Origin of the sequence: Paracoccus denitrificans (assembly GCF_900100045.1) — a bacterium.
In the GTDB taxonomy this organism is placed as follows: Bacteria; Pseudomonadota; Alphaproteobacteria; order Rhodobacterales; family Rhodobacteraceae; genus Paracoccus; species Paracoccus denitrificans.
The window spans coordinates 132,224-149,440 of the sequence record NZ_FNEA01000005.1 but is presented as its reverse complement, the minus strand read 5'-3'; the positions used below and the strand labels follow the sequence as shown (position 1 = coordinate 149,440).

The following is a 17,217-nucleotide window of genomic DNA, read 5'->3' as shown; positions in this document are numbered from 1 at the left end:
GTTCGGTTCCACCTGGGGTTTCTGTTGCGGCTCAGCGGGGCGCTTGCCCTGCGCGGTTCGCGGCATCATAAGGAAGCCGACAGCGGTATTCAATCGCCGCCGCATCCCCGAGGCTGCGGATCGGAAAGGAAAAACGATGCAATTCGATCGAATGATTGCCGAAATGCGACGTCTCGCCCTGCGCGCCGGCGACGAGATCATGAAGATCTACGGTGCCGAGGATTTCGACGTGCGCGCGAAGGCCGACGCCTCGCCCGTGACCGAGGCCGACGAGGCCGCCGATGCGCTGATTTCGGCCGGGCTGCGCGCTGCATTCCCCGACATCCCGCTGGTGACCGAGGAACAGGCCGAGACCCACGGCCAAAGCCTGTCGACCTTTCTGATCGTCGATCCGCTGGACGGCACCAAGGAATTCGTGCAGCGCCGCGGCGACTTCACCGTCAACATCGCCTATGTCGAGAACGGCGTGCCGCGGCTGGGCGTGGTCTATGCGCCGGCCAAGGGGCGGCTGTTCTACACCACCGCGCAGGGCGGCTCGGTCGAGGAAAAGGGCCCCTTCGGCGAAGAGCCGGGCGAGGTCACGCCCATCGGCGTCAATTCCATGCCTGACAACCGGGCGCTGATGGTCGTCGCCTCGAAATCGCATCGCGACGCGGCGACCGACGCCTATATCGCCCGCTACGGCGTGCGCGACATGACCTCGGCGGGCAGCTCGCTGAAATTCTGCCTGGTGGCGACGGGCGAGGCCGATCTCTACCCGCGGCTGGGCCGCACCATGGAATGGGACACCGCCGCCGGCGACGCCGTGCTGCGCGGCGCGGGGGGCGAGGTGGTGCGTTTCGACGACCATGCCGCCCTGGCCTATGGCAAGCCGGGATTCGAAAACCCGTTCTTCATCGCCTTCGCCCCGGGCGTGCTGCTGGTCAAGGATTGATCCGATGTCCGTCGTTATCGTCATTCCCGCGCGCCACGCCTCGACGCGCTATCCCGGCAAGCCGCTGGTCGAGCTGCGCGGCGCGACCGGCACCGGACAGACCCTGATCCGCCGCAGCTGGGAGGCGGCGCGGGCGGTCCAGGGCATCGACCGGGTGATCGTCGCCACCGACGACGAGCGCATCCGCGACCATGCCGCCGGCTTCGGGGCCGAGGTCGCCATGACCTCGACCGCGGCCCGAAACGGCACCGAACGCTGCGCCGAGGCGGTGGCCAGCCTGGGGCTTTCGCCCGAGATCGTGGTGAACCTGCAAGGGGACGCACCGCTGACTCCGACCTGGTTCGTCGAGGAGCTGGTCGCCGGGCTGCGTGCCGATCCGGGCGCCGACGTGGCGACGCCGGTGCTGCGCTGCTCGGGGGCCATGCGCTCGGAACTGATCTCCGATCGGGTGGCCGGCCGGGTGGGCGGCACCACCGCCGTCTTCGGGCACGACCGCCGGGCGCTGTATTTCTCCAAGGAGGTCATCCCCTATGCCGGCGCCGATTTCGGCCCCAGCGAGCCGACGCCGGTGTTTCACCATGTCGGCGTCTATGCCTATCGCCCCGCGGCGCTGGCCGAATATCCGGCCTGGGGCGAGGGCCGGCTGGAGGTGCTGGAGGGGCTGGAGCAATTGCGTTTCCTGGAGCGCGGCCGCCGCATCCTTTGCGTCGAGGTCGAGGCGAAGGGCCGCGAGTTCTGGGAGCTGAACAACCCCTCGGACGTGCCCAAGCTGGAGGCGATGATGAGTCGCATGGGCATCGCCTGATGCCCCCGAGCGGGATGCCTTCGACCAGCATCGTCGTCATCTCGCGCCATCGGCCGCAGGCTCTGGCCCGTTGCCTGACCGCGCTGGCCGCCCAGACCCATCCCGATTTCGAGATCGTGCTGGTGGCCGATCCCGCCTCGGCCGGCATCCGCCCGGACCTGCCGCTGAAGCGGCTGGCCTTCGACCGCGCCAATGTCTCGGCGGCGCGCAACGAGGGGCTGGCGCTGGCGGCGGGCGAGGTGGTGCTGTTCATCGACGACGATGCGCTGGCCGCGCCGGGCTGGGCTGCGGCGCTGGCCGCGCCCCTGGCCGATCCGCGCGTCCTTGCCGCAGCCGGCTTCACCCGCGGCCCGGACGGGCTGCGCTGGCAGGTCCGGGCCGAGCGGATCACGCGCTCGGGCCGGACCTTGCCGCTGAATATTGCCGAAACCACGCTGCTGGCACCCGAAAAGGGCAATCCGGTCAGCACCATCGGCACGAATTGCGGCTTTCGTCGCGAGGCGCTGCTGGCCATCGGCGGCTTCGATCCGGCGTTTGCCTATTATCTGGACGAAAGCGACGTGAACCTGCGCATGGCGGCGCGCTTTCCGCAGGGGCTGACGGCAGTGGTGCCGGAGGCCGAGGTGATCCATGGCGCGGCCCCCGGCGCCGGCCGGGGCGAGGCGGGCGTGCCCGGCGATCTGACCGTCATCGGCCGGTCGGCCGCGATCTTTGCCGCACGGCACGGCGGCGATGCGGGCTGGCTGCGTGCCAGCCAGCGCCGGAGGCTCTTGCGCCATATGGTGGCCGGTCGGCTCGATCCCTTTGCCATCGCCCCGATCCTTGCGACGCTGGAGCGGGGCCTGGCCGAGGGGCGGGGACTAGCACCCGCGCCGCCGCTCTGGAGCCGGTCTCCTCCTCCGCCGTTCCGGCCCATGCCGCGCGCGGCGGCGACCGGGGAGCCGCTGTTTCTGGGCGGCTGGCACTGGCAGGCGCCCGCCTTGCGCGCCGGCGCGGCGCGGGCCGTGGCCGAGGGGCGGCCGGCGGCGCTGCTGCTGCTGACCCCCAGTTTCCTGCCGCACCGGCTGACCCTGACGGACGGCGGCTGGTGGGAGCAATGCGGCGGGCTTTGGGGCGCCTCGCAACCCGGCGATTCGCCTGTGGTATTCCTGGGCAGGAATGCGCGCATTCTGCGCGAACGGGGAAATTTGCCTGGACGGCGGAGATGAACCAGCGGATTATCGCCATTAAGTCTAGAATTTGAATCACTTTGGCATTTCGAAGGAACGACTGGGCCGGTCAGGCGCTTGTTGCGCAGGCGCCGGCAAAAAGGGATAATATCCTGCGACGGCGCAGAAATCAGGAGACAGACTTCATGACTCGCAAAGTCACCAAGGCCATCTTTCCCGTGGCTGGACTGGGCACCCGCTTTCTACCCGCCACCAAAAGCATTCCCAAGGAAATCATGACCTTGGTGGATCGCCCGCTGATCCAATACGCCATCGACGAGGCGCGCGCCGCGGGAATCGAGGAATTCATCTTCGTCACCTCGCGCGGCAAGGGGGCGCTGGAGGATTACTTCGACCACGCCCACGAGCTGGAATCGAGCCTGAAGAAATCCGGCAAGACCGAGCTTCTGGAGATCCTGCGCTCGACCAACATGGATTCGGGCGCCATCGCCTATGTCCGCCAGCACAAGGCGCTTGGCCTCGGCCATGCCGTCTGGTGCGCCCGTCGCCTGGTGGGGGACGAGCCCTTTGCCGTCATCCTGACCGACGACGTCATCATGGGCGAGCCGCCCTGCCTTCAGCAGATGGTCGAGGCCTATAACGAAACCGGCGGCAGCATGGTCGCCACCATGGAAGTGCCGCTCGACAAGACCAGGGCCTACGGCGTGCTGGACGTGGCCGAGGACATGGGCGCCATCGTCCGTGCCCGCGGCATGGTCGAGAAGCCCAAGGAGAACCCGCCCTCGAACCTGGCGGTGATCGGCCGCTATATCCTGGCCCCCTCGGTGCTGAACAACCTCAATAAGCTCAAGCAGGGCTCGGGCGGCGAGATCCAGCTGACCGACGCCATCGCCGACGAGATCGCCGAGGGTCGCGACGTGTTCGGCCTGCGCTTCCGCGGCCAGCGGTTCGACTGCGGCTCCAAGGCGGGCTTCCTGCAGGCGACCGTGGCCTTCGGGCTGGCGCGCGACGATCTCAAGGACGAGTTCGCGGACTATCTTTCCGACCTCCAGGCGATGCGCAAGGCGGCGGAATAAGCGGCATGACCGACAAGGTTCTGGTGACGGGTGGCGCGGGCTATATCGGCTCGCATGCCTGCAAGGCATTGCGCGCGGCGGGTTTCGAGCCCGTCACCTATGACAATCTGTGCACCGGCTGGCGGCAGGCGGTGCGGTTCGGCCCCTTCGAGCAGGGCGACCTGCTGGACCGCGTCCGGCTGGATGAGGTCTTTGCCAGGCACAAGCCCGTCGCCGTGATGCATTTCGCCGCGCTGAGCCAGGTGGGCGAGGCGATGCGCGAGCCGGGCAAGTATTGGCGGGGCAATGTCGGCGCCTCGCTGAGCCTGATCGAGGCCACGCTGGCGGCGGGGGTCGGGAACTTCGTCTTCAGCTCGACCTGCGCCACCTATGGCGACCATGACGGGGTGGTGCTGGACGAGGCGACCGCGCAGACGCCGCTGAACGCCTATGGCGCCTCCAAGCGCGCGATCGAGGACATGCTGAAGGATTTCGGCGCCTCCGACGGGCTGCGCTCGGTGATCTTTCGCTATTTCAACGTGGCCGGTGCCGACCCCGAGGCCGAGGTGGGCGAGTTCCACCAGCCCGAGACGCACCTGATCCCGCTGATCCTCGATGCCATCGACGGCAAGCGCCCGGCGCTGACCATCCACGGCACGGATTACCCGACGCCGGACGGCACCTGCATCCGCGACTATGTGCATGTGATGGACCTGGTCGATGCGCATGTGCTGGGGCTGCGATACCTGCTGGACGGCAAGGTGGCCGAGGGCGGGCACGAGGTGTTCTGCCTTGGCACCGGCAACGGTTTTTCGGTGCGCGAGGTGATCGACCATTCCCGCCACGTCACCAACCGCCCGGTGCCGCTGACCGAGGGGCCGCGCCGCGGCGGCGATGCGGTCAAGCTGGTCTCGGGCAGCGAGAAGGCGATCTCGGTCTTGGGCTGGAACCCGGCGCGCTCGACCCTGCCGCAGATGATCGGCGACGCCTGGCGCTGGCACCAGAACGGCGGATATGAGGCCTGATCCGGCGGTCCTGCTGGATGTCTCGCGGCTGATCTCGCGGCTCGGCGGTGGTCCGGCGACGGGCATCGACCGGGTAGAGGCGGAATGGCTGGCCCATTTGCAGGACCGGCCGCATCTGCTGCTCTGCCGGGTGCGGCGCGGCCAGTTGCTGCTGCCGCCCCGGGCCGGGGCGGCGATCCTGCGCTGGTTGGGCGGTGCGCTGGACGACCTGCCGCCGCCCGATCTGCTGGACCGGCTGCGCGGGCGGCACACCCTGCCTGCGCGGGCCGAGGCCGCGCTGCGCCGCATGGCGCTGGCACGGACCGGCCGCGAAGGGCGGGGGCTTGGCCGTGCTGTGCAGGCGCATCTGGGGCAGGCCGCCTATCTGAATGTCGGCCACGCCAATCTGCAACCGGGCCTGTTGCGGAGCCTGCGCCCCTTGCCGCGGGCGGTCCTGATCCATGACACGATCCCGCTGGACCATCCCGAATTCACCCGCGCCGCGCAGGCGGAGAAGTTCCGCGCCCGCCTTGCCGCCGCGCTGGAACAGGCCGAGCTGATCCTGACCGTTTCGCAGGCCACCCGCGCCGATGTGCTGCGCTGGCGCGAGCGGCTGGGGCTGCCGGACGGGGCGCCGGTCGTGGCCGCACCCATCGGCACCCGTCTGGCCGCGCCCGGCGCCGCCGGGCTGCCCCCCGGCCTGGACCTGTCGCGCCCGTTCTTCGTCACCCTCGGCACCATCGAGCCGCGCAAGAACCATGCCCTGCTGCTGGAGGCTTGGCAGATGCTGGAGCGCCGGCCCGATCCGCCGCAACTGTTCATCATCGGTCGCCGCGGCTGGGAGAACCGCGAGGTCTTTGCCCGGCTCGACCGCCTGCCGTCCGGCGGGCCGGTGCGCGAGCTGTCCGATCTGGACGACGGCGCGGTGGCCGCGCTGATCGGTCGCAGCCACGCGCTGCTGATGCCCAGCCGGGCCGAGGGCTTCGGCCTGCCGCTGACCGAGGCGGCGGGCCGCGGCATCCCGGTCCTTGCCACGCCCCTGCCGGCCGCGCGCGAGATGCTGGGCGATTACGCGACCTGGCTTTCCCCCGATGCGCCGGCCGACTGGGCGGCCGCGGTGGCGCGGCTGGCCGATGCGCCGGCCTTGCGGCTGCCGGCGCTGGCGGTGCCGGATTGGGAAACGCATTTCGCGGCGTTCTACGCAGGGTTGAGCCAGACATTGCACCACCCGCCCGTTACGGCTATGTGACGCCTTGTAAAAGGTAAAGATGTTCCCGTGCCGCGCCCGTTCAGGTCTCTCCGGCGAAAGCTGACGCTTCGTGCCCGCCGTCAATGGCTGTTGGCGCGCGCATTGCGGCGTGGCCGCCAGCTGCGCCCGGTCCGGGACCGCACCGGGCGGATCAACCCGGGCGATATCCTGCTGTTCGCGACCATGCGCAACGAGGCGCTGCGCCTGCCTTGGTTCCTGGACTATTACCGGGCGATGGGCATCCGGCATTTCCTGGTGGTCGACAACGGCTCGGACGACGGCGGGCGCGACTATCTGAGCGGACAAGAGGACGTTTCGGTCTGGCTGGCCCATACCAGCTACAAGGCTGCGCGCTTTGGCATGGACTGGCTGAACTGGCTCTTGCACCGCCATGGTGCGGGGCATTGGTGCCTGACGGTCGATCCCGACGAATTCCTGGTCTATCCGCATCACGACACGCGGCCCTTGCAGGCGCTGACCGACTGGCTGGACGCCAGCAACATCCGCTCGTTCTCGGCCATGCTCCTGGACATGTATCCCAGGGGCTCGCTGGTCGCGCAGCCCTATCGCGCCGGGCAGGACCCCTTCCAGATCGCGCGCTGGTTCGACCCGGCCAATTACGTCATCCGCAAGAACGGCGAATACGGCAATCTGTGGGTCCAGGGCGGGCCTCGGGCCCGGGCCTTTTTCGCCGACGACCCCGAAAATGCGCCGGCGCTGAACAAGATCCCGCTGGTCCGCTGGCGGCGGGGGATGGCCTATGTCAGCTCGACCCATATGCTGCTGCCGCGTTCGTTGAACCTGGTCTATGACCAGGACGGCGGCGAAAAGGCGTCGGGCTGCCTGCTGCATGCCAAGTTCCTGTCCACCTTTGCCGAGAAATCCGCCGAGGAACTGACCCGGCGCCAGCATTACGCCGACAGCCAGGAATATCTGGCCTATCATGCCGGGCTGCGGGACGACCCGGATTTCTGGTGCGAGCAATCCTGCGCATTGCGCGATTGGCGCCAGCTCGAGGATCTGGGCCTGATCTCCAAGGGGAACTGGGCATGAGCGACGCGCCGGTCAGGCTGGGCGTGGTCATGCTGTGCCACGAGGAACTGCCCATCGCCGCCGGCATGGCGCGCGTCTGGGCCGAGGGCGGGGCCGCGGTTTCGGTCCATGTCGATGCCAAGGTGTCGGCGGATGCCGTCCGGGCCATGCGTGCCGGGCTGGCCGACCTGCCGCAGGTGCTGTTCAGCCCGCGCCATCCCTGCGAATGGGGCACCTTCAGCCTGGTGCGCGCCACGCAGGACGCGGCCGCGCTGCTGCTGGACCACTTCGGCGATGTGACGCATGTGCTGGTCGTCTCGGGTGCCTGCCTGCCCTTGCGGCCGGTGCGGGATCTTTGCGCCTATCTGGCTCGGCATCCCGGATGCGATTTCATCGAAAGCGTCACGGCCGGGGATGTGGGCTGGACCGTCGGCGGGCTGAACGAAGAGCGTTTTACCCTGCGTTTTCCGTTCTCGTTCCGGCGCCGGCGCAAGCTGTTCGACCGCTATGTCGCCTTGCAGCGCCGGCTGAAGCTCAGCCGCCGCATTCCGCAAGGGCTGGTGCCGCATCTGGGCTCGCAATGGTGGTGCCTGACGCGGTCCACGCTTGCCGCCATCCTGGCCGATCCGCGCCGGGCCGAGTTCGAACGCTATTTCAGCCGGGTCTGGATCCCGGACGAAAGCTATTTCCAGACCCTCGCCCGGCGCCATTCGCCGAATATCGAAAGCCGGTCGCTGACGCTGGCCAAGTTCGACGACCAGGGCAAGCCCTATATCTTCTATGACGACCACCTGGAGCTTTTGCAGCAATCGCGCTGCTTCGTCGCCCGCAAGATCTGGCGCGGCGCGGCCCGGCTTTACCGGCATTTCCCGCAAGGCGACCCCACCGCCGCCCCGGCCGCCGAGCCGCGCCCGGGGAGGGTGGACCGCATCGTCGGGCAAGCGGTGGCACGCCGCCGGCTTGGCCGGGCCGGGCTTTACATGCAAAGCCGCTTTCCACTGAAGGACCGCGAGAACGGCAAGACCGCGGCACCCTATGCCGTGCTCCAGGGCTTTGCCGACCTGCTGCCGGGATTCGAGACCTGGCTGGCCGACCGGATCGATGCCGATGTGCATGGCCATCTTTTCGCGGTGGATGGCGTGGAATTCGCCGGCCGCTCGCCGATCGGGCCGGGGGCGCTGTCGGACAGCGCCGCGTTGCGCGACCTGGACCCGCGCGGCTTTCTGGCCAACCTGATCCGCATCACCCGGCGCATGCAGGTCTGGCAGTTCAGCCCGCGCGACATGCAGGAGATGAACTGGTTTCTCGCTACCGACCCCAATGCGCGCATCTTCGTCGTCACCGGCGCCTGGGCGGTGCCGCTTCTGCATTCCGACATGCCCTTTGACGACATCCGCAGTGCCGCCGCCATCCTGCAACGCACCGAGCTGGCGCAGATGGATGTGCTGAATTCGGTCTGGCTCAAGGCGCAGGTGCAGGTCTGGGATCTGGGCGATTTCTGTGCCCGGCCCTCGGTCGTGCTGGGCAGCATCCTGCAAGGGCTGGGTGGCGACCCCGCGGCCGCGGCCGACTTGCCGCCGATACGCGAGATCGCCGGCATGGACCGGTTCCTGCAAAGGCTGCGCAATGCCGGGCTGCGCCCGCAGCTCATGGGCGATCTGACCGCCCCCCGCTTCGATCCCGATACGCCGACCCTCCAAGGATACCCCGCGCCATGACCCAGCCTTTCCGCAGCTTCGTCATCTTCGCCGAGATGCGCACCGGCTCGAACCTGCTGGAGGCGACGCTGAATGCCATCAAGCGCGTCACCTGCTTCGGCGAGGCCTTCAACCCCTACATGATGGGCTGGCCCGACAAGGACGAGCTCAAGGGTATCACCATGGCCGAGCGCGATGCCGATCCGCACCGGCTGCTGGCCGCCATCTTCGACAAGCCGAACCACCTGCCGGGGTTTCGCTATTTCCACGACCACGATCCGCGCGTCTTCGATGCCATCATGGAGGATCGCGCCTGCGCCAAGATCATCCTGACCCGCAACCCGGTGGACAGCTATGTCTCGACCGCGCTGGCCCGGACCACCAACCAGTGGAAGCTGAACGAGACCGAGACGCCGATCCCCGCCGCCGTGTGCTTCGATGGTGCCGAGTTCCGGCAGACGGTGGGAGAGATCGAGGAATTCCAGCTCAAGGTCATGCACCGTTTGCAGCTGACCGGCCAGGCCGCCTTCTGGCTGGGCTATGAAGACCTGCGCGATGCCGGGGTGATGACCGGCCTGCTGCACTGGCTGGGCCGCACCGACCTGAAATGGGTCGAGCCGGCCAGCGACCAGGTGCCGCAGAACCCGCGCGAGCTGTCCGAGAAGGTCGAGAACTTCGACGAGATGGAGGCCGAACTGGCCCGCCTCGATCCGTTCATGCTGCGCCGTATTCCCAATTTCGAGCCGCGCAGGGGACCGGCCGTGCCCTCGTTCCTGGGATCCGAGGCGGGCAGGGGGCTGATCTTCATGCCGATCAAGGGCGGCCCGACCGGCAGGGTCTCCGGCTGGCTGCGGCGGATGGGCGCGGTCGCGGGGGATTTCAACCAGAACAGCCTTCGGCAATGGAAGCGCCAGCATGTCGGCCACCGCAGCTTTACCGTGCTGCGCCACCCGCTTCTGCGTGCCTGGGCGGCGTTCGAATCGCTGATCGGGGGCAGGAATGCCGAATTGCGCGATCTGATGCGCCAGATCCATCGCGTGCCCCTGCCGCCGGATCAGGAACTGGCCGCGCTGGACCTGGGTCGCAAGGCCGAATTGTTCGCGGCCTTCCTCGATTTCCTGCGCCGCAACCTGAACGGCCAGACCACGCTGCCGACCTATCCGGGCTGGGCCAGCCAATCCGAGGTGCTGGCCGGCTTTGCCCGCATCGGTTCACCCGACATGGTGCTGCGCGAGGCGGACCTGCCGCGCGATCTGTCCTGGCTTGCGGCCAGTGCGGAAATCGGGAAGCCCGCGGCCTTTCCCGGCCCGGATGCCTTCCCGGACTTTCTGGACGATCAGGAACTGTGCGGTGCGGCGAAAAAGGCTTACCTGCGCGACTACGTCGCCTTCGGCTTTGCCGGGCAGCCCTAAGCCAGCCGCGCCCTAACCCTGCGGGGTCATGGCCTTGCGCTGGCGGTTGCGCTCCAGCCCCAGCTGCCGCTCGCGCCAGATGATCAGGATGCCGGCGGTGATGACCAGCGCCGCGCCGATCAGCATGACCAGGGTCGGCGCCTCGTCGAAGATGAACCAGCCGATCAGCAGCGCCAGCAGCATCGAGGCATATTCGAAGGGCGCCACCAGCGAGGCATCGGCATAGCGATAGGCCGAGGTCAGCAGGATCTGCCCCAGCCCGCCCAGAAGCCCGATGGTGACCAGCAGCGCCGCGGTTTCGGCATCGGGCATCACCCAGCCGAAAGGCACCGTCAGCAGCCCCAGCAGCGTCGAGGTGACCGAGAACCAGAACACGATGGCCGAGGTGCGCTCCTCCTGCACCAGCTTGCGCACGAAGATCTGCGCCAGCGCCGTGCAGGCGGCACCCGACAGCGTGACCATGGCCCCCAGGCTTTCCTTGTAGCCCATTTCGGCGCCGAAGCTCAGGCGCGGGGACAGCACGATCACCACGCCGACCAGCCCCAGCACCACCATGGACAGGCGGAACAGCCGCACGTCCTCGCCCAGGAACATGGCGGCGAAGATCACCGTCAGCAGCGGCGCGGCATAGCCGATGGCCGTGACCTCGGGGAAAGGCAGCAGCGCCAGGGCCCAGAAGCCCAGCCCCATGGCGGCGGTGCCGATCACGCCGCGATAGAAATGCCCCATCGGGCGAAAGGTCTTCAGCCCGACGCCCAGTTCGTGCCGGAATGCCAGCCAGACCAGGATGACCGGAATGGCGAAAAGCGAGCGGAAAAAGACCTGCTGGCCCGGCGGCACGCCCAGCCCGCCCTCGGCGGTCGCCTTGACGATCGAGGCCATGATGGTGAACACCAGCACGCTGAGGCATTTCAGCAGGATGCCGCGCAGCGGGCTTGGAGGCGTGTGGATCATGGCAATCGCTCGCATGCCCATTGCGCCGCATCGGCGACGCCCGGGTCGGGGTCCTGCCGCAATGCTTCGGCCAGCGGGCGCAGATGTGCAAGCCCCGAATTGCCGATGGCGTAAAGCACATTGCGCACCATGCGGTCGCGGCCGATGCGCTTGATCGGACTGCCCGAGAAACGCTCGCGGAAACCCGCATCGTCCAGTTGCGCAAGCTCCGCCAGCACCGGCGCGCCGTGGGGGCCGTGATAGCGCAGCTCGGTCGCCGCCTGTGCGAACTTGTTCCAGGGGCAGGCGGCAAGGCAGTCGTCGCAGCCATAGATGCGGTTGCCCAGCATCGGCCGCAGCTCGGGATCGACCGGCCCCTTGTGCTCGATGGTCAGGTAGGAGATGCAGCGCCGCGCGTCCAGCTGATAGGGTGCCGGAAAGGCCCCGGTCGGGCAGGCGTCGAGACAGGCCCGGCACGAACCGCAATGCGAATGCTCGGGTGCGTCCTTCGGCAGGTCCAGCGTGGTGAAGATCGCGCCCAGAAAGAACCAGCTGCCCAGTTCGCGCGACAGCAGGTTGGTGTGCTTGCCCTGCCAACCCAGACCGGCGGCCTGCGCCAGCGGTTTCTCCATCACCGGGGCGGTATCGACAAAGACCTTGATCTCGCAGCCGGTCAGCCCGACCAGCCAGCCGCCAAGGCGCTTGAGCCGCTTCTTGACCAGGTCGTGGTAATCCTTGCCCTGCGCGTAGACGCTGACCGCGCCGCGATTCTTGTGGTCCAGCACCGCCATCGGGTCGTGTTCCGGCGTGTAAAGCTCGGCCAGCATGACGACCGAGCGCGCCTCGGGCCACAGGGTCGCGGGCGAGGCGCGCCAATGCGTGCGCTCGGCCATCCAGCCCATCTGGCCGTGGCGGCCTTGTTCCAGGAACGCGGCCAGCCGCTCGGGCAGTTGCGGGTTCGCGTCGGGGGCGCAAATGCCAAGGGCCGAGAAACCCTCGGCCCGTGCCTGCTGTTCCAGCCGCGAACGGATCTCGGCGGGGTCAGAAATCCAGGAGCGCATAATGCGGCGCCGGGTGGACGCCCGGCAGATGGTCGGCCAGCAGGCTGCGGAAGGCGGGCCGCGACTTGATCTTGGCATACCATTCCTGAACCTCGGTCGAATAGGTCCAGTCCACGTCCGAGATGTAATCGAGGCAGGACAGATGCGCGGCGGCGGTGAAATCGGCCAGCGTCATCACGTCGCCCGCCAGCCAGCGGCGATGCTCCAGCAGGCTTTTCATGTAGTCGAGATGATAGCGGATCGCCGAGAGGCCCGCCTTGACGGTGCGCGAATCCGGGTAGCCCAGGCGCATCACCTTTTTCCAGACCCGCTCGGTCATCACCGGCCGGGTCACCTCGGCGTTGAACTTGTCGTCGAACCAGGCGCAGAGGCGGCGGACCTCGTAACGCTCGGCCGGCAGGGCGGGCATCAGCGAGGGCTGGGGCTGGATTTCGTCCAGGTATTCGCAGATCGCCTGGCTTTCGGCCATCAGCCGGCCTTCCATGCGCAGGACCGGCAGCTTGCCTGCCGGGTTGCGGCGCAGGATTTCCGAGCCCGGCTCCCAGAAACGGTCCTCGACCAGCTCGACCTCGATCCGCTTTTCGGCCAGCACCAGCCTGACCTTGCGGCAAAAGGGCGACAGGGCGACATGGTAAAGGCGAATCGTGGAACTGGGCGAGGAAGTATTCATGAGGGGAAAACCGGTTCGTTCTCGGGTCTTCGGTTGATACGCCCCGTGGCGCGCGGTTTCAACCGCCATGGCGGGGGCCGGCGGATCAGCGCCCCAGCCTCAGGCAGGAATCGCGCCCGTCCGCCCGGATCGTCTCGGCGCCGCTGACGATCGAGCGGGTGCGGGCCGAGCCGGTCTGCGGGTTGCGCGTGCGCGGCGCCGGCAGGATCGAGGCGAGCGCCGCCGACTGCCGCAGGGTCAGCTTGTCGGGCGTGGTCTTGAAGTAATGTTCCGCAGCCGCCTTGATGCCGAAGACGCCGCGGCCGAATTCGGCGATGTTCAGATAGACCTCGACGATGCGGCGCTTGGACCACAGCGCCTCGATCATCGGGGTGTAGACCGTCTCCATCACCTTGCGGGGCCAACTGCGCCCTTGCCACAAGAAGACGTTCTTGGCCGTCTGCTGGGTGATGGTCGAGGCGCCGCGCGACGAGCCCGAGGCGATGACGCGGCGGATCTCGACCATGTCGAAGCCCCAGTGGTTGCAGAAATTGGCATCCTCGGCCGCGACCACCGCGCGGACCATGTGGGGCGAGATCCGGTCCAGGCCGACCCATTGCCGTGCCGCCCGGCCGGGAAATTCGCGCTGGCCCTGGATGATGGTCCAGGTGGTCGGCGGGTTGATGAAGGAAAACAGCAGCACCAACACGATCATCAGCGCCAGAAGCCGCACGCCGATCCAGCTGAGCCAGGACCACAGCCACAGCACGACGCGGCGCAGGGGCCGCCAGCCGCGCATGCGACGACGCGCGCGCGGCATCGGCGCCTCGGGGTTGTCGTCAATGGTGTCCGTGCGGTGGGGCATGGAGGCGTCCTGTCACGCCCATGCCCCTTGCGTCAAGCGTCAGGCCGAGGGCGAAGGCTCCGATCCTGCCGCCGGTGCGGCGCCCGGGGCGGGCCGGTCCACCTGCGGCATGCCGAGCGCCGAGCCCAGCTTGCCGCCGGCAAAGGCTTCGCGCAGGCGCTCTTCCTCGGCCTCGGGCAGCGAGGTCTGCATGACCCGGCCCCTGAGATGGAAGCTTTCCAGCCGCGCCAGCACCTTGTCGGCGGTCATCTTGCGCACCAGGATGAACACGGCCGAGCCGCCGGGCGGGATGGACTGGCCAAGCTCGCGCATGAAATCGTCGTTGATGCCGATGTCCGAAAGCTTGCCGGCGATGGCGCCGGCGCCCGCGCCCACCGCCGCGCCGATCAGCGGGTTGAGGAAGATCAGCCCGACCAGCGTGCCCCAGAACCCGCCGCCAAGTGCGCCCGCGGCGGTCAGGTTCACGGCCTGATGCAACTGGATATCGTCGGCCGAGGGGCGGGTGACGACCACGGCATCCTCAAGCTCGATCAGGTATTCCTTCTGCATCTTGACCAGCTCGGTGCGCAACTCGAAACCGGTCGCCTCGTCGTCGAAGGCGATGACAAGCAGGTCGGACATGGGATGTATCCTCTTGGCTGATGACGGCGGGCCAACGCCCCGGCCGTGCGGCGGGTTCCCCGGCTGCGACACGCGGTCGCGGCCGGGGTCCGATGCCGTGCGGTGGCTGGCATCTCTTGGACAGAAAGCGCCGCCTATTCGCCCCGCGGGAAGCGCCTGGACTCCTCCAGCACGTTCAGGTCCATGTGGTTGCGCATGTAGCGTTCGGATGCCTTCATCAGCGGCTGGTAGTCCCAGGGGAAATAGGCGCCGTTGCGCAATGCCTCATAGACGATCCAGCGCCGTGCCTGGCTTTCGCGCACCTCGGCGTCATAGGCGGCCATGTCCCAACGCTCGCCGGCCATGGCCCGCATCCGTGCCAGCACCTCGGCCGCCGTCGGGTCGGCCGCGCGGTTCACCCGCTCGGCCGGGTCCTCGGCCAGGTTGAAGAGCATCTCGGGGTCCGCCTCACAGGCGATGTATTTCCAATCGCCGTCGCGCAGGCAGACCAGTGGCGCGACGCTGCCTTCGGCGGCGTATTCCATCGCCACCGGGCCGCGTCCCTCGGCGCCCCGCGCCAATGAGCGTCCGTCGGTCCAGGGCGCGATCTCGGCCATCGAGATCCCGGCGAGGTCGCAGATCGTCGGCAGCACGTCGACGGTCGAGACCGGCACCTCCACGCGGCCGGGCGCCATGCCCGGCGCCGCGATCATCAAGGGCACCCGCGCCGAGCCCTCGAAGAAGCTCATCTTGAACCACATGCCGCGTTCGCCCAGCATCTCGCCATGGTCCGACAGGAAGACCACGATCGCCTCCTGCCGGGTGCGCTCCAGCACGTCCATGATCTCGCCCAGCTTGTCGTCGATATATGAGATGTTGGCGAAATAACCCTGCCGGGCGCGGCGGATGTGATCTGGCGTGACCTCCAGCCCGCGCCAGTCGCAGGCGTCCATCAGCCGCTGCGAATGCGGGTCCATCCGGGCATGGGGGATCGGCTCGGGCGGCTCCAGTTCGGGGATGCCCTCGTAGAGATCCCAATACTTCCGCCGGGCGACGAAGGGGTCGTGCGGATGGGTAAAGCTGACCGTCAGGCACCAGGGCCGGTCGTCGCCGCCGCGCGCCAGGTCGTATAGCTTGCGGGTGGCGTTATAGGCGACCTCGTCGTCGTATTCGTATTGGTTGGTGATCTCGGCCACGCCGGCGCCGGTGACCGAGCCGAGGTTGTGATACCACCAGTCGATGCGCTCGCCCGGCTTGCGGTAATCCGGGGTCCAGCCGAAATCGGCCGGATAGATGTCGGTGGTCAGCCGTTCCTCGAAGCCGTGCAACTGGTCGGGTCCGACGAAATGCATCTTGCCCGACAGGCAGGTGTGATAGCCCGCCCGGCGCAGGTGATGGGCATAGGTCGGAATGTCCGAGCAGAACTCGGCCGCATTGTCATAGACCCGCGTGCGGCGCGGCAACTGCCCGGACATGAAGCTGGCGCGTCCGGGCGCGCAAAGCGGGCTGCCGGTATAGGCATTGCCGTAGCGGGTCGAGCGTTCTGCCAGCGCCCGCAGATGCGGCACATGCAGGAATTCGGCCGGGCCGTCGGGGAACAGCACCCCCGACAGCTGGTCGGCCATCACGATCAGGATATTGGGTCGTTTCAATTATTTTACCGATGCCATGACTGCTTCCGCACCGGGTTTTCCATCCAGCGTGGTCACGCCGTCAAGCCATGTCGCCACCGTCTCGGCATTTTCGCCGATCCAACCCTTGGCGGCATCGGTCGCATCCATGCCGTCGTCGAGGATCTTGCCCATCAGCAGGTTTTCCTGATCGACGGTAAAGGTCAGCTGGGTGAACAGCTTCGCCACGTTGGGGCAGGCTTCGACCCATTCGTTGCGGGCCAGGGTGTGGACGGTGGCGCCGCCGTAATCCGGGCCGAACTCCTCGTCCCCGCCCGACAGATAGGTGATGGCCAGCTTGACGTTCATCGGATGCGGCGCCCAGGCCAGGAAGACCGAGGGTGTCTTGGCCGCATCGTTGCGCGCGACCTGCGCCAGCATGCCCTGTTCGCTCGATTCGACCAGCTCCCAGTCGCCAAGGCCGAACTTGTCCGCTTCGATCATGCCCTGGATGGTCTGGTTGGCGGGGGCGCCGGGCTCGATGCCATAGATCTTGCCCTGGAAGGCGTCCTTGTGCGCATCCAGATCGGCGAAATCCTGGATGCCCAGATCGGCGGCAGCATCGGTGACGGCCAGGGTGAACTTGGCGCCTTCGAGGTTCTGCACCAGTTCCTGGATGGTGCCCGAGGCGTCGAGGTCGTCGCGGAATTTCTGCTGCGCGGGCATCCAGTTGCCCAGGAAGACGTCGGTATCGCCGTTCTTCAGCGCCTCATAGCCGACGGGAACCGACAGCGTGCTGACCTGGGGCGTGTAGCCCAGCCCTTGCAGCAGGGCGATGGCGACGCCGTTCGTGGCGGTGATATCGGTCCAGCCCGGATCCGAGAAGCGGACGGTTCCGCAACTGGCGGGGTCCTGCGCCAGCGCGGGCGCAGCTGCAAGGGCAAGGGCAAGAGGCGACAACAGGGCGGTTCTGAGCATGGTCGGATCTCCGGTTTCGCGCCGCGGCAGGGCCGCGGCTTCATGCGCCATCAGCCCACAGGCGCGATGCCGGATCAAGAGCGGATGCCGGGCTGCCCGGGTATTTTCGGGGCCGGTGGCGATCTCGTCCTTGACGAAGCGAGCTTGCTCGATCAATGGTTGCG

Annotated in this window: 16 protein-coding genes; 9 read left to right on the top strand and 7 right to left on the bottom strand. The window is 67.8% G+C overall.

Features of this window, described 5'->3' with window-relative positions:
* The first annotated feature begins 136 nt into the window (after positions 1 to 136).
* From cysQ to BLT64_RS05635, 9 genes are all read left to right on the top strand, one after another.
* A complete protein-coding gene (cysQ, locus tag BLT64_RS05675) occupies positions 137 to 934 on the top strand; it encodes a 3'(2'),5'-bisphosphate nucleotidase CysQ (RefSeq protein WP_011748584.1) in 798 nt (265 codons plus the stop codon).
* A gap of 4 nt (positions 935 to 938) precedes the next feature.
* Complete coding sequence (locus BLT64_RS05670; protein ID WP_011748583.1) at positions 939 to 1,739, top strand: 3-deoxy-manno-octulosonate cytidylyltransferase; 801 nt, start codon at positions 939 to 941, stop codon at positions 1,737 to 1,739.
* 14 nt (positions 1,740 to 1,753) lie between these two features.
* Positions 1,754 to 2,947, top strand: a complete 1,194-nt coding sequence (locus BLT64_RS05665; RefSeq protein WP_241663487.1) for a glycosyltransferase family 2 protein — start codon at positions 1,754 to 1,756, stop codon at positions 2,945 to 2,947.
* Between the two features lie 146 nt (positions 2,948 to 3,093).
* The gene (locus BLT64_RS05660; RefSeq protein WP_011748581.1) at positions 3,094 to 3,984 is read left to right on the top strand and encodes a UTP--glucose-1-phosphate uridylyltransferase; all 891 of its coding nucleotides are present in this window, start codon (positions 3,094 to 3,096) and stop codon (positions 3,982 to 3,984) included.
* 5 nt (positions 3,985 to 3,989) lie between these two features.
* Positions 3,990 to 4,988, top strand: a complete 999-nt coding sequence (gene galE / locus BLT64_RS05655) for a UDP-glucose 4-epimerase GalE (RefSeq protein ID WP_011748580.1) — start codon at positions 3,990 to 3,992, stop codon at positions 4,986 to 4,988.
* Positions 4,978 to 6,216: a glycosyltransferase family 4 protein gene (locus tag BLT64_RS05650; RefSeq protein WP_011748579.1), complete on the top strand. Its 1,239-nt coding sequence runs from the start codon at positions 4,978 to 4,980 to the stop codon at positions 6,214 to 6,216. The genes galE and BLT64_RS05650 overlap by 11 nt, the downstream gene beginning before the upstream one ends.
* Positions 6,217 to 6,243: 27 nt before the next feature.
* Positions 6,244 to 7,269: a glycosyltransferase family 2 protein gene (locus tag BLT64_RS05645; RefSeq protein ID WP_011748578.1), complete on the top strand. Its 1,026-nt coding sequence runs from the start codon at positions 6,244 to 6,246 to the stop codon at positions 7,267 to 7,269.
* Complete coding sequence (locus BLT64_RS05640) at positions 7,266 to 8,966, top strand: DUF5927 domain-containing protein (protein ID WP_011748577.1); 1,701 nt, start codon at positions 7,266 to 7,268, stop codon at positions 8,964 to 8,966. Before BLT64_RS05645 ends, BLT64_RS05640 begins: the two co-directional genes overlap by 4 nt.
* On the top strand, positions 8,963 to 10,357 hold the full coding sequence (locus tag BLT64_RS05635; RefSeq protein ID WP_011748576.1) for a hypothetical protein: 1,395 nt from the start codon (positions 8,963 to 8,965) through the stop codon (positions 10,355 to 10,357). Before BLT64_RS05640 ends, BLT64_RS05635 begins: the two co-directional genes overlap by 4 nt.
* 12 nt (positions 10,358 to 10,369) lie before the next feature.
* Here the strand turns inward: BLT64_RS05635 and BLT64_RS05630 are convergent, their stop codons facing one another.
* The 7 genes from BLT64_RS05630 to choX form a co-directional block, all read right to left on the bottom strand.
* Positions 10,370 to 11,311: a DMT family transporter gene (locus tag BLT64_RS05630; protein WP_011748575.1), complete on the bottom strand. Its 942-nt coding sequence runs from the start codon at positions 11,309 to 11,311 to the stop codon at positions 10,370 to 10,372.
* Positions 11,308 to 12,351: a tRNA epoxyqueuosine(34) reductase QueG gene (queG, locus tag BLT64_RS05625; protein WP_011748574.1), complete on the bottom strand. Its 1,044-nt coding sequence runs from the start codon at positions 12,349 to 12,351 to the stop codon at positions 11,308 to 11,310. Before queG ends, BLT64_RS05630 begins: the two co-directional genes overlap by 4 nt.
* The gene (gene fzlA / locus BLT64_RS05620; protein ID WP_041529955.1) at positions 12,332 to 13,021 is read right to left on the bottom strand and encodes an FtsZ-binding protein FzlA; all 690 of its coding nucleotides are present in this window, start codon (positions 13,019 to 13,021) and stop codon (positions 12,332 to 12,334) included. Before fzlA ends, queG begins: the two co-directional genes overlap by 20 nt.
* Before the next feature lie 85 nt (positions 13,022 to 13,106).
* On the bottom strand, positions 13,107 to 13,865 hold the full coding sequence (gene mtgA / locus BLT64_RS05615; protein ID WP_011748572.1) for a monofunctional biosynthetic peptidoglycan transglycosylase: 759 nt from the start codon (positions 13,863 to 13,865) through the stop codon (positions 13,107 to 13,109).
* Positions 13,866 to 13,904: 39 nt separating this feature from the next.
* The gene (locus tag BLT64_RS05610; protein ID WP_011748571.1) at positions 13,905 to 14,486 is read right to left on the bottom strand and encodes a DUF1269 domain-containing protein; all 582 of its coding nucleotides are present in this window, start codon (positions 14,484 to 14,486) and stop codon (positions 13,905 to 13,907) included.
* A gap of 134 nt (positions 14,487 to 14,620) precedes the next feature.
* Positions 14,621 to 16,117 carry a choline-sulfatase gene (betC, locus tag BLT64_RS05605; RefSeq protein ID WP_011748570.1) on the bottom strand — a complete coding sequence of 499 codons (1,497 nt, stop codon included), beginning with the start codon at positions 16,115 to 16,117 and terminating at the stop codon, positions 14,621 to 14,623.
* The gene (choX, locus tag BLT64_RS05600) at positions 16,118 to 17,053 is read right to left on the bottom strand and encodes a choline ABC transporter substrate-binding protein (protein WP_011748569.1); all 936 of its coding nucleotides are present in this window, start codon (positions 17,051 to 17,053) and stop codon (positions 16,118 to 16,120) included.
* Between the last annotated feature and the right edge of the window lie 164 nt (positions 17,054 to 17,217).

What these genes read in the sequence shown, in the direction of transcription:
- cysQ (WP_011748584.1), top strand. Translation starts at nt 137, where the DNA reads ATGCAATTCGATCGAATGATTGCCGAAATGCGACGTCTCGCCCTGCGC.
- BLT64_RS05670 (WP_011748583.1), top strand. Translation starts at nt 939, where the DNA reads ATGTCCGTCGTTATCGTCATTCCCGCGCGCCACGCCTCGACGCGCTAT.
- BLT64_RS05665 (WP_241663487.1), top strand. Translation starts at nt 1,754, where the DNA reads ATGCCTTCGACCAGCATCGTCGTCATCTCGCGCCATCGGCCGCAGGCT.
- BLT64_RS05660 (WP_011748581.1), top strand. Translation starts at nt 3,094, where the DNA reads ATGACTCGCAAAGTCACCAAGGCCATCTTTCCCGTGGCTGGACTGGGC.
- galE (WP_011748580.1), top strand. Translation starts at nt 3,990, where the DNA reads ATGACCGACAAGGTTCTGGTGACGGGTGGCGCGGGCTATATCGGCTCG.
- BLT64_RS05650 (WP_011748579.1), top strand. Translation starts at nt 4,978, where the DNA reads ATGAGGCCTGATCCGGCGGTCCTGCTGGATGTCTCGCGGCTGATCTCG.
- BLT64_RS05640 (WP_011748577.1), top strand. Translation starts at nt 7,266, where the DNA reads ATGAGCGACGCGCCGGTCAGGCTGGGCGTGGTCATGCTGTGCCACGAG.
- BLT64_RS05635 (WP_011748576.1), top strand. Translation starts at nt 8,963, where the DNA reads ATGACCCAGCCTTTCCGCAGCTTCGTCATCTTCGCCGAGATGCGCACC.
- BLT64_RS05630 (WP_011748575.1), bottom strand. Translation starts at nt 11,311, where the DNA reads ATGATCCACACGCCTCCAAGCCCGCTGCGCGGCATCCTGCTGAAATGC.
- queG (WP_011748574.1), bottom strand. Translation starts at nt 12,351, where the DNA reads ATGCGCTCCTGGATTTCTGACCCCGCCGAGATCCGTTCGCGGCTGGAA.
- fzlA (WP_041529955.1), bottom strand. Translation starts at nt 13,021, where the DNA reads ATGAATACTTCCTCGCCCAGTTCCACGATTCGCCTTTACCATGTCGCC.
- mtgA (WP_011748572.1), bottom strand. Translation starts at nt 13,865, where the DNA reads ATGCCCCACCGCACGGACACCATTGACGACAACCCCGAGGCGCCGATG.
- BLT64_RS05610 (WP_011748571.1), bottom strand. Translation starts at nt 14,486, where the DNA reads ATGTCCGACCTGCTTGTCATCGCCTTCGACGACGAGGCGACCGGTTTC.
- choX (WP_011748569.1), bottom strand. Translation starts at nt 17,053, where the DNA reads ATGCTCAGAACCGCCCTGTTGTCGCCTCTTGCCCTTGCCCTTGCAGCT.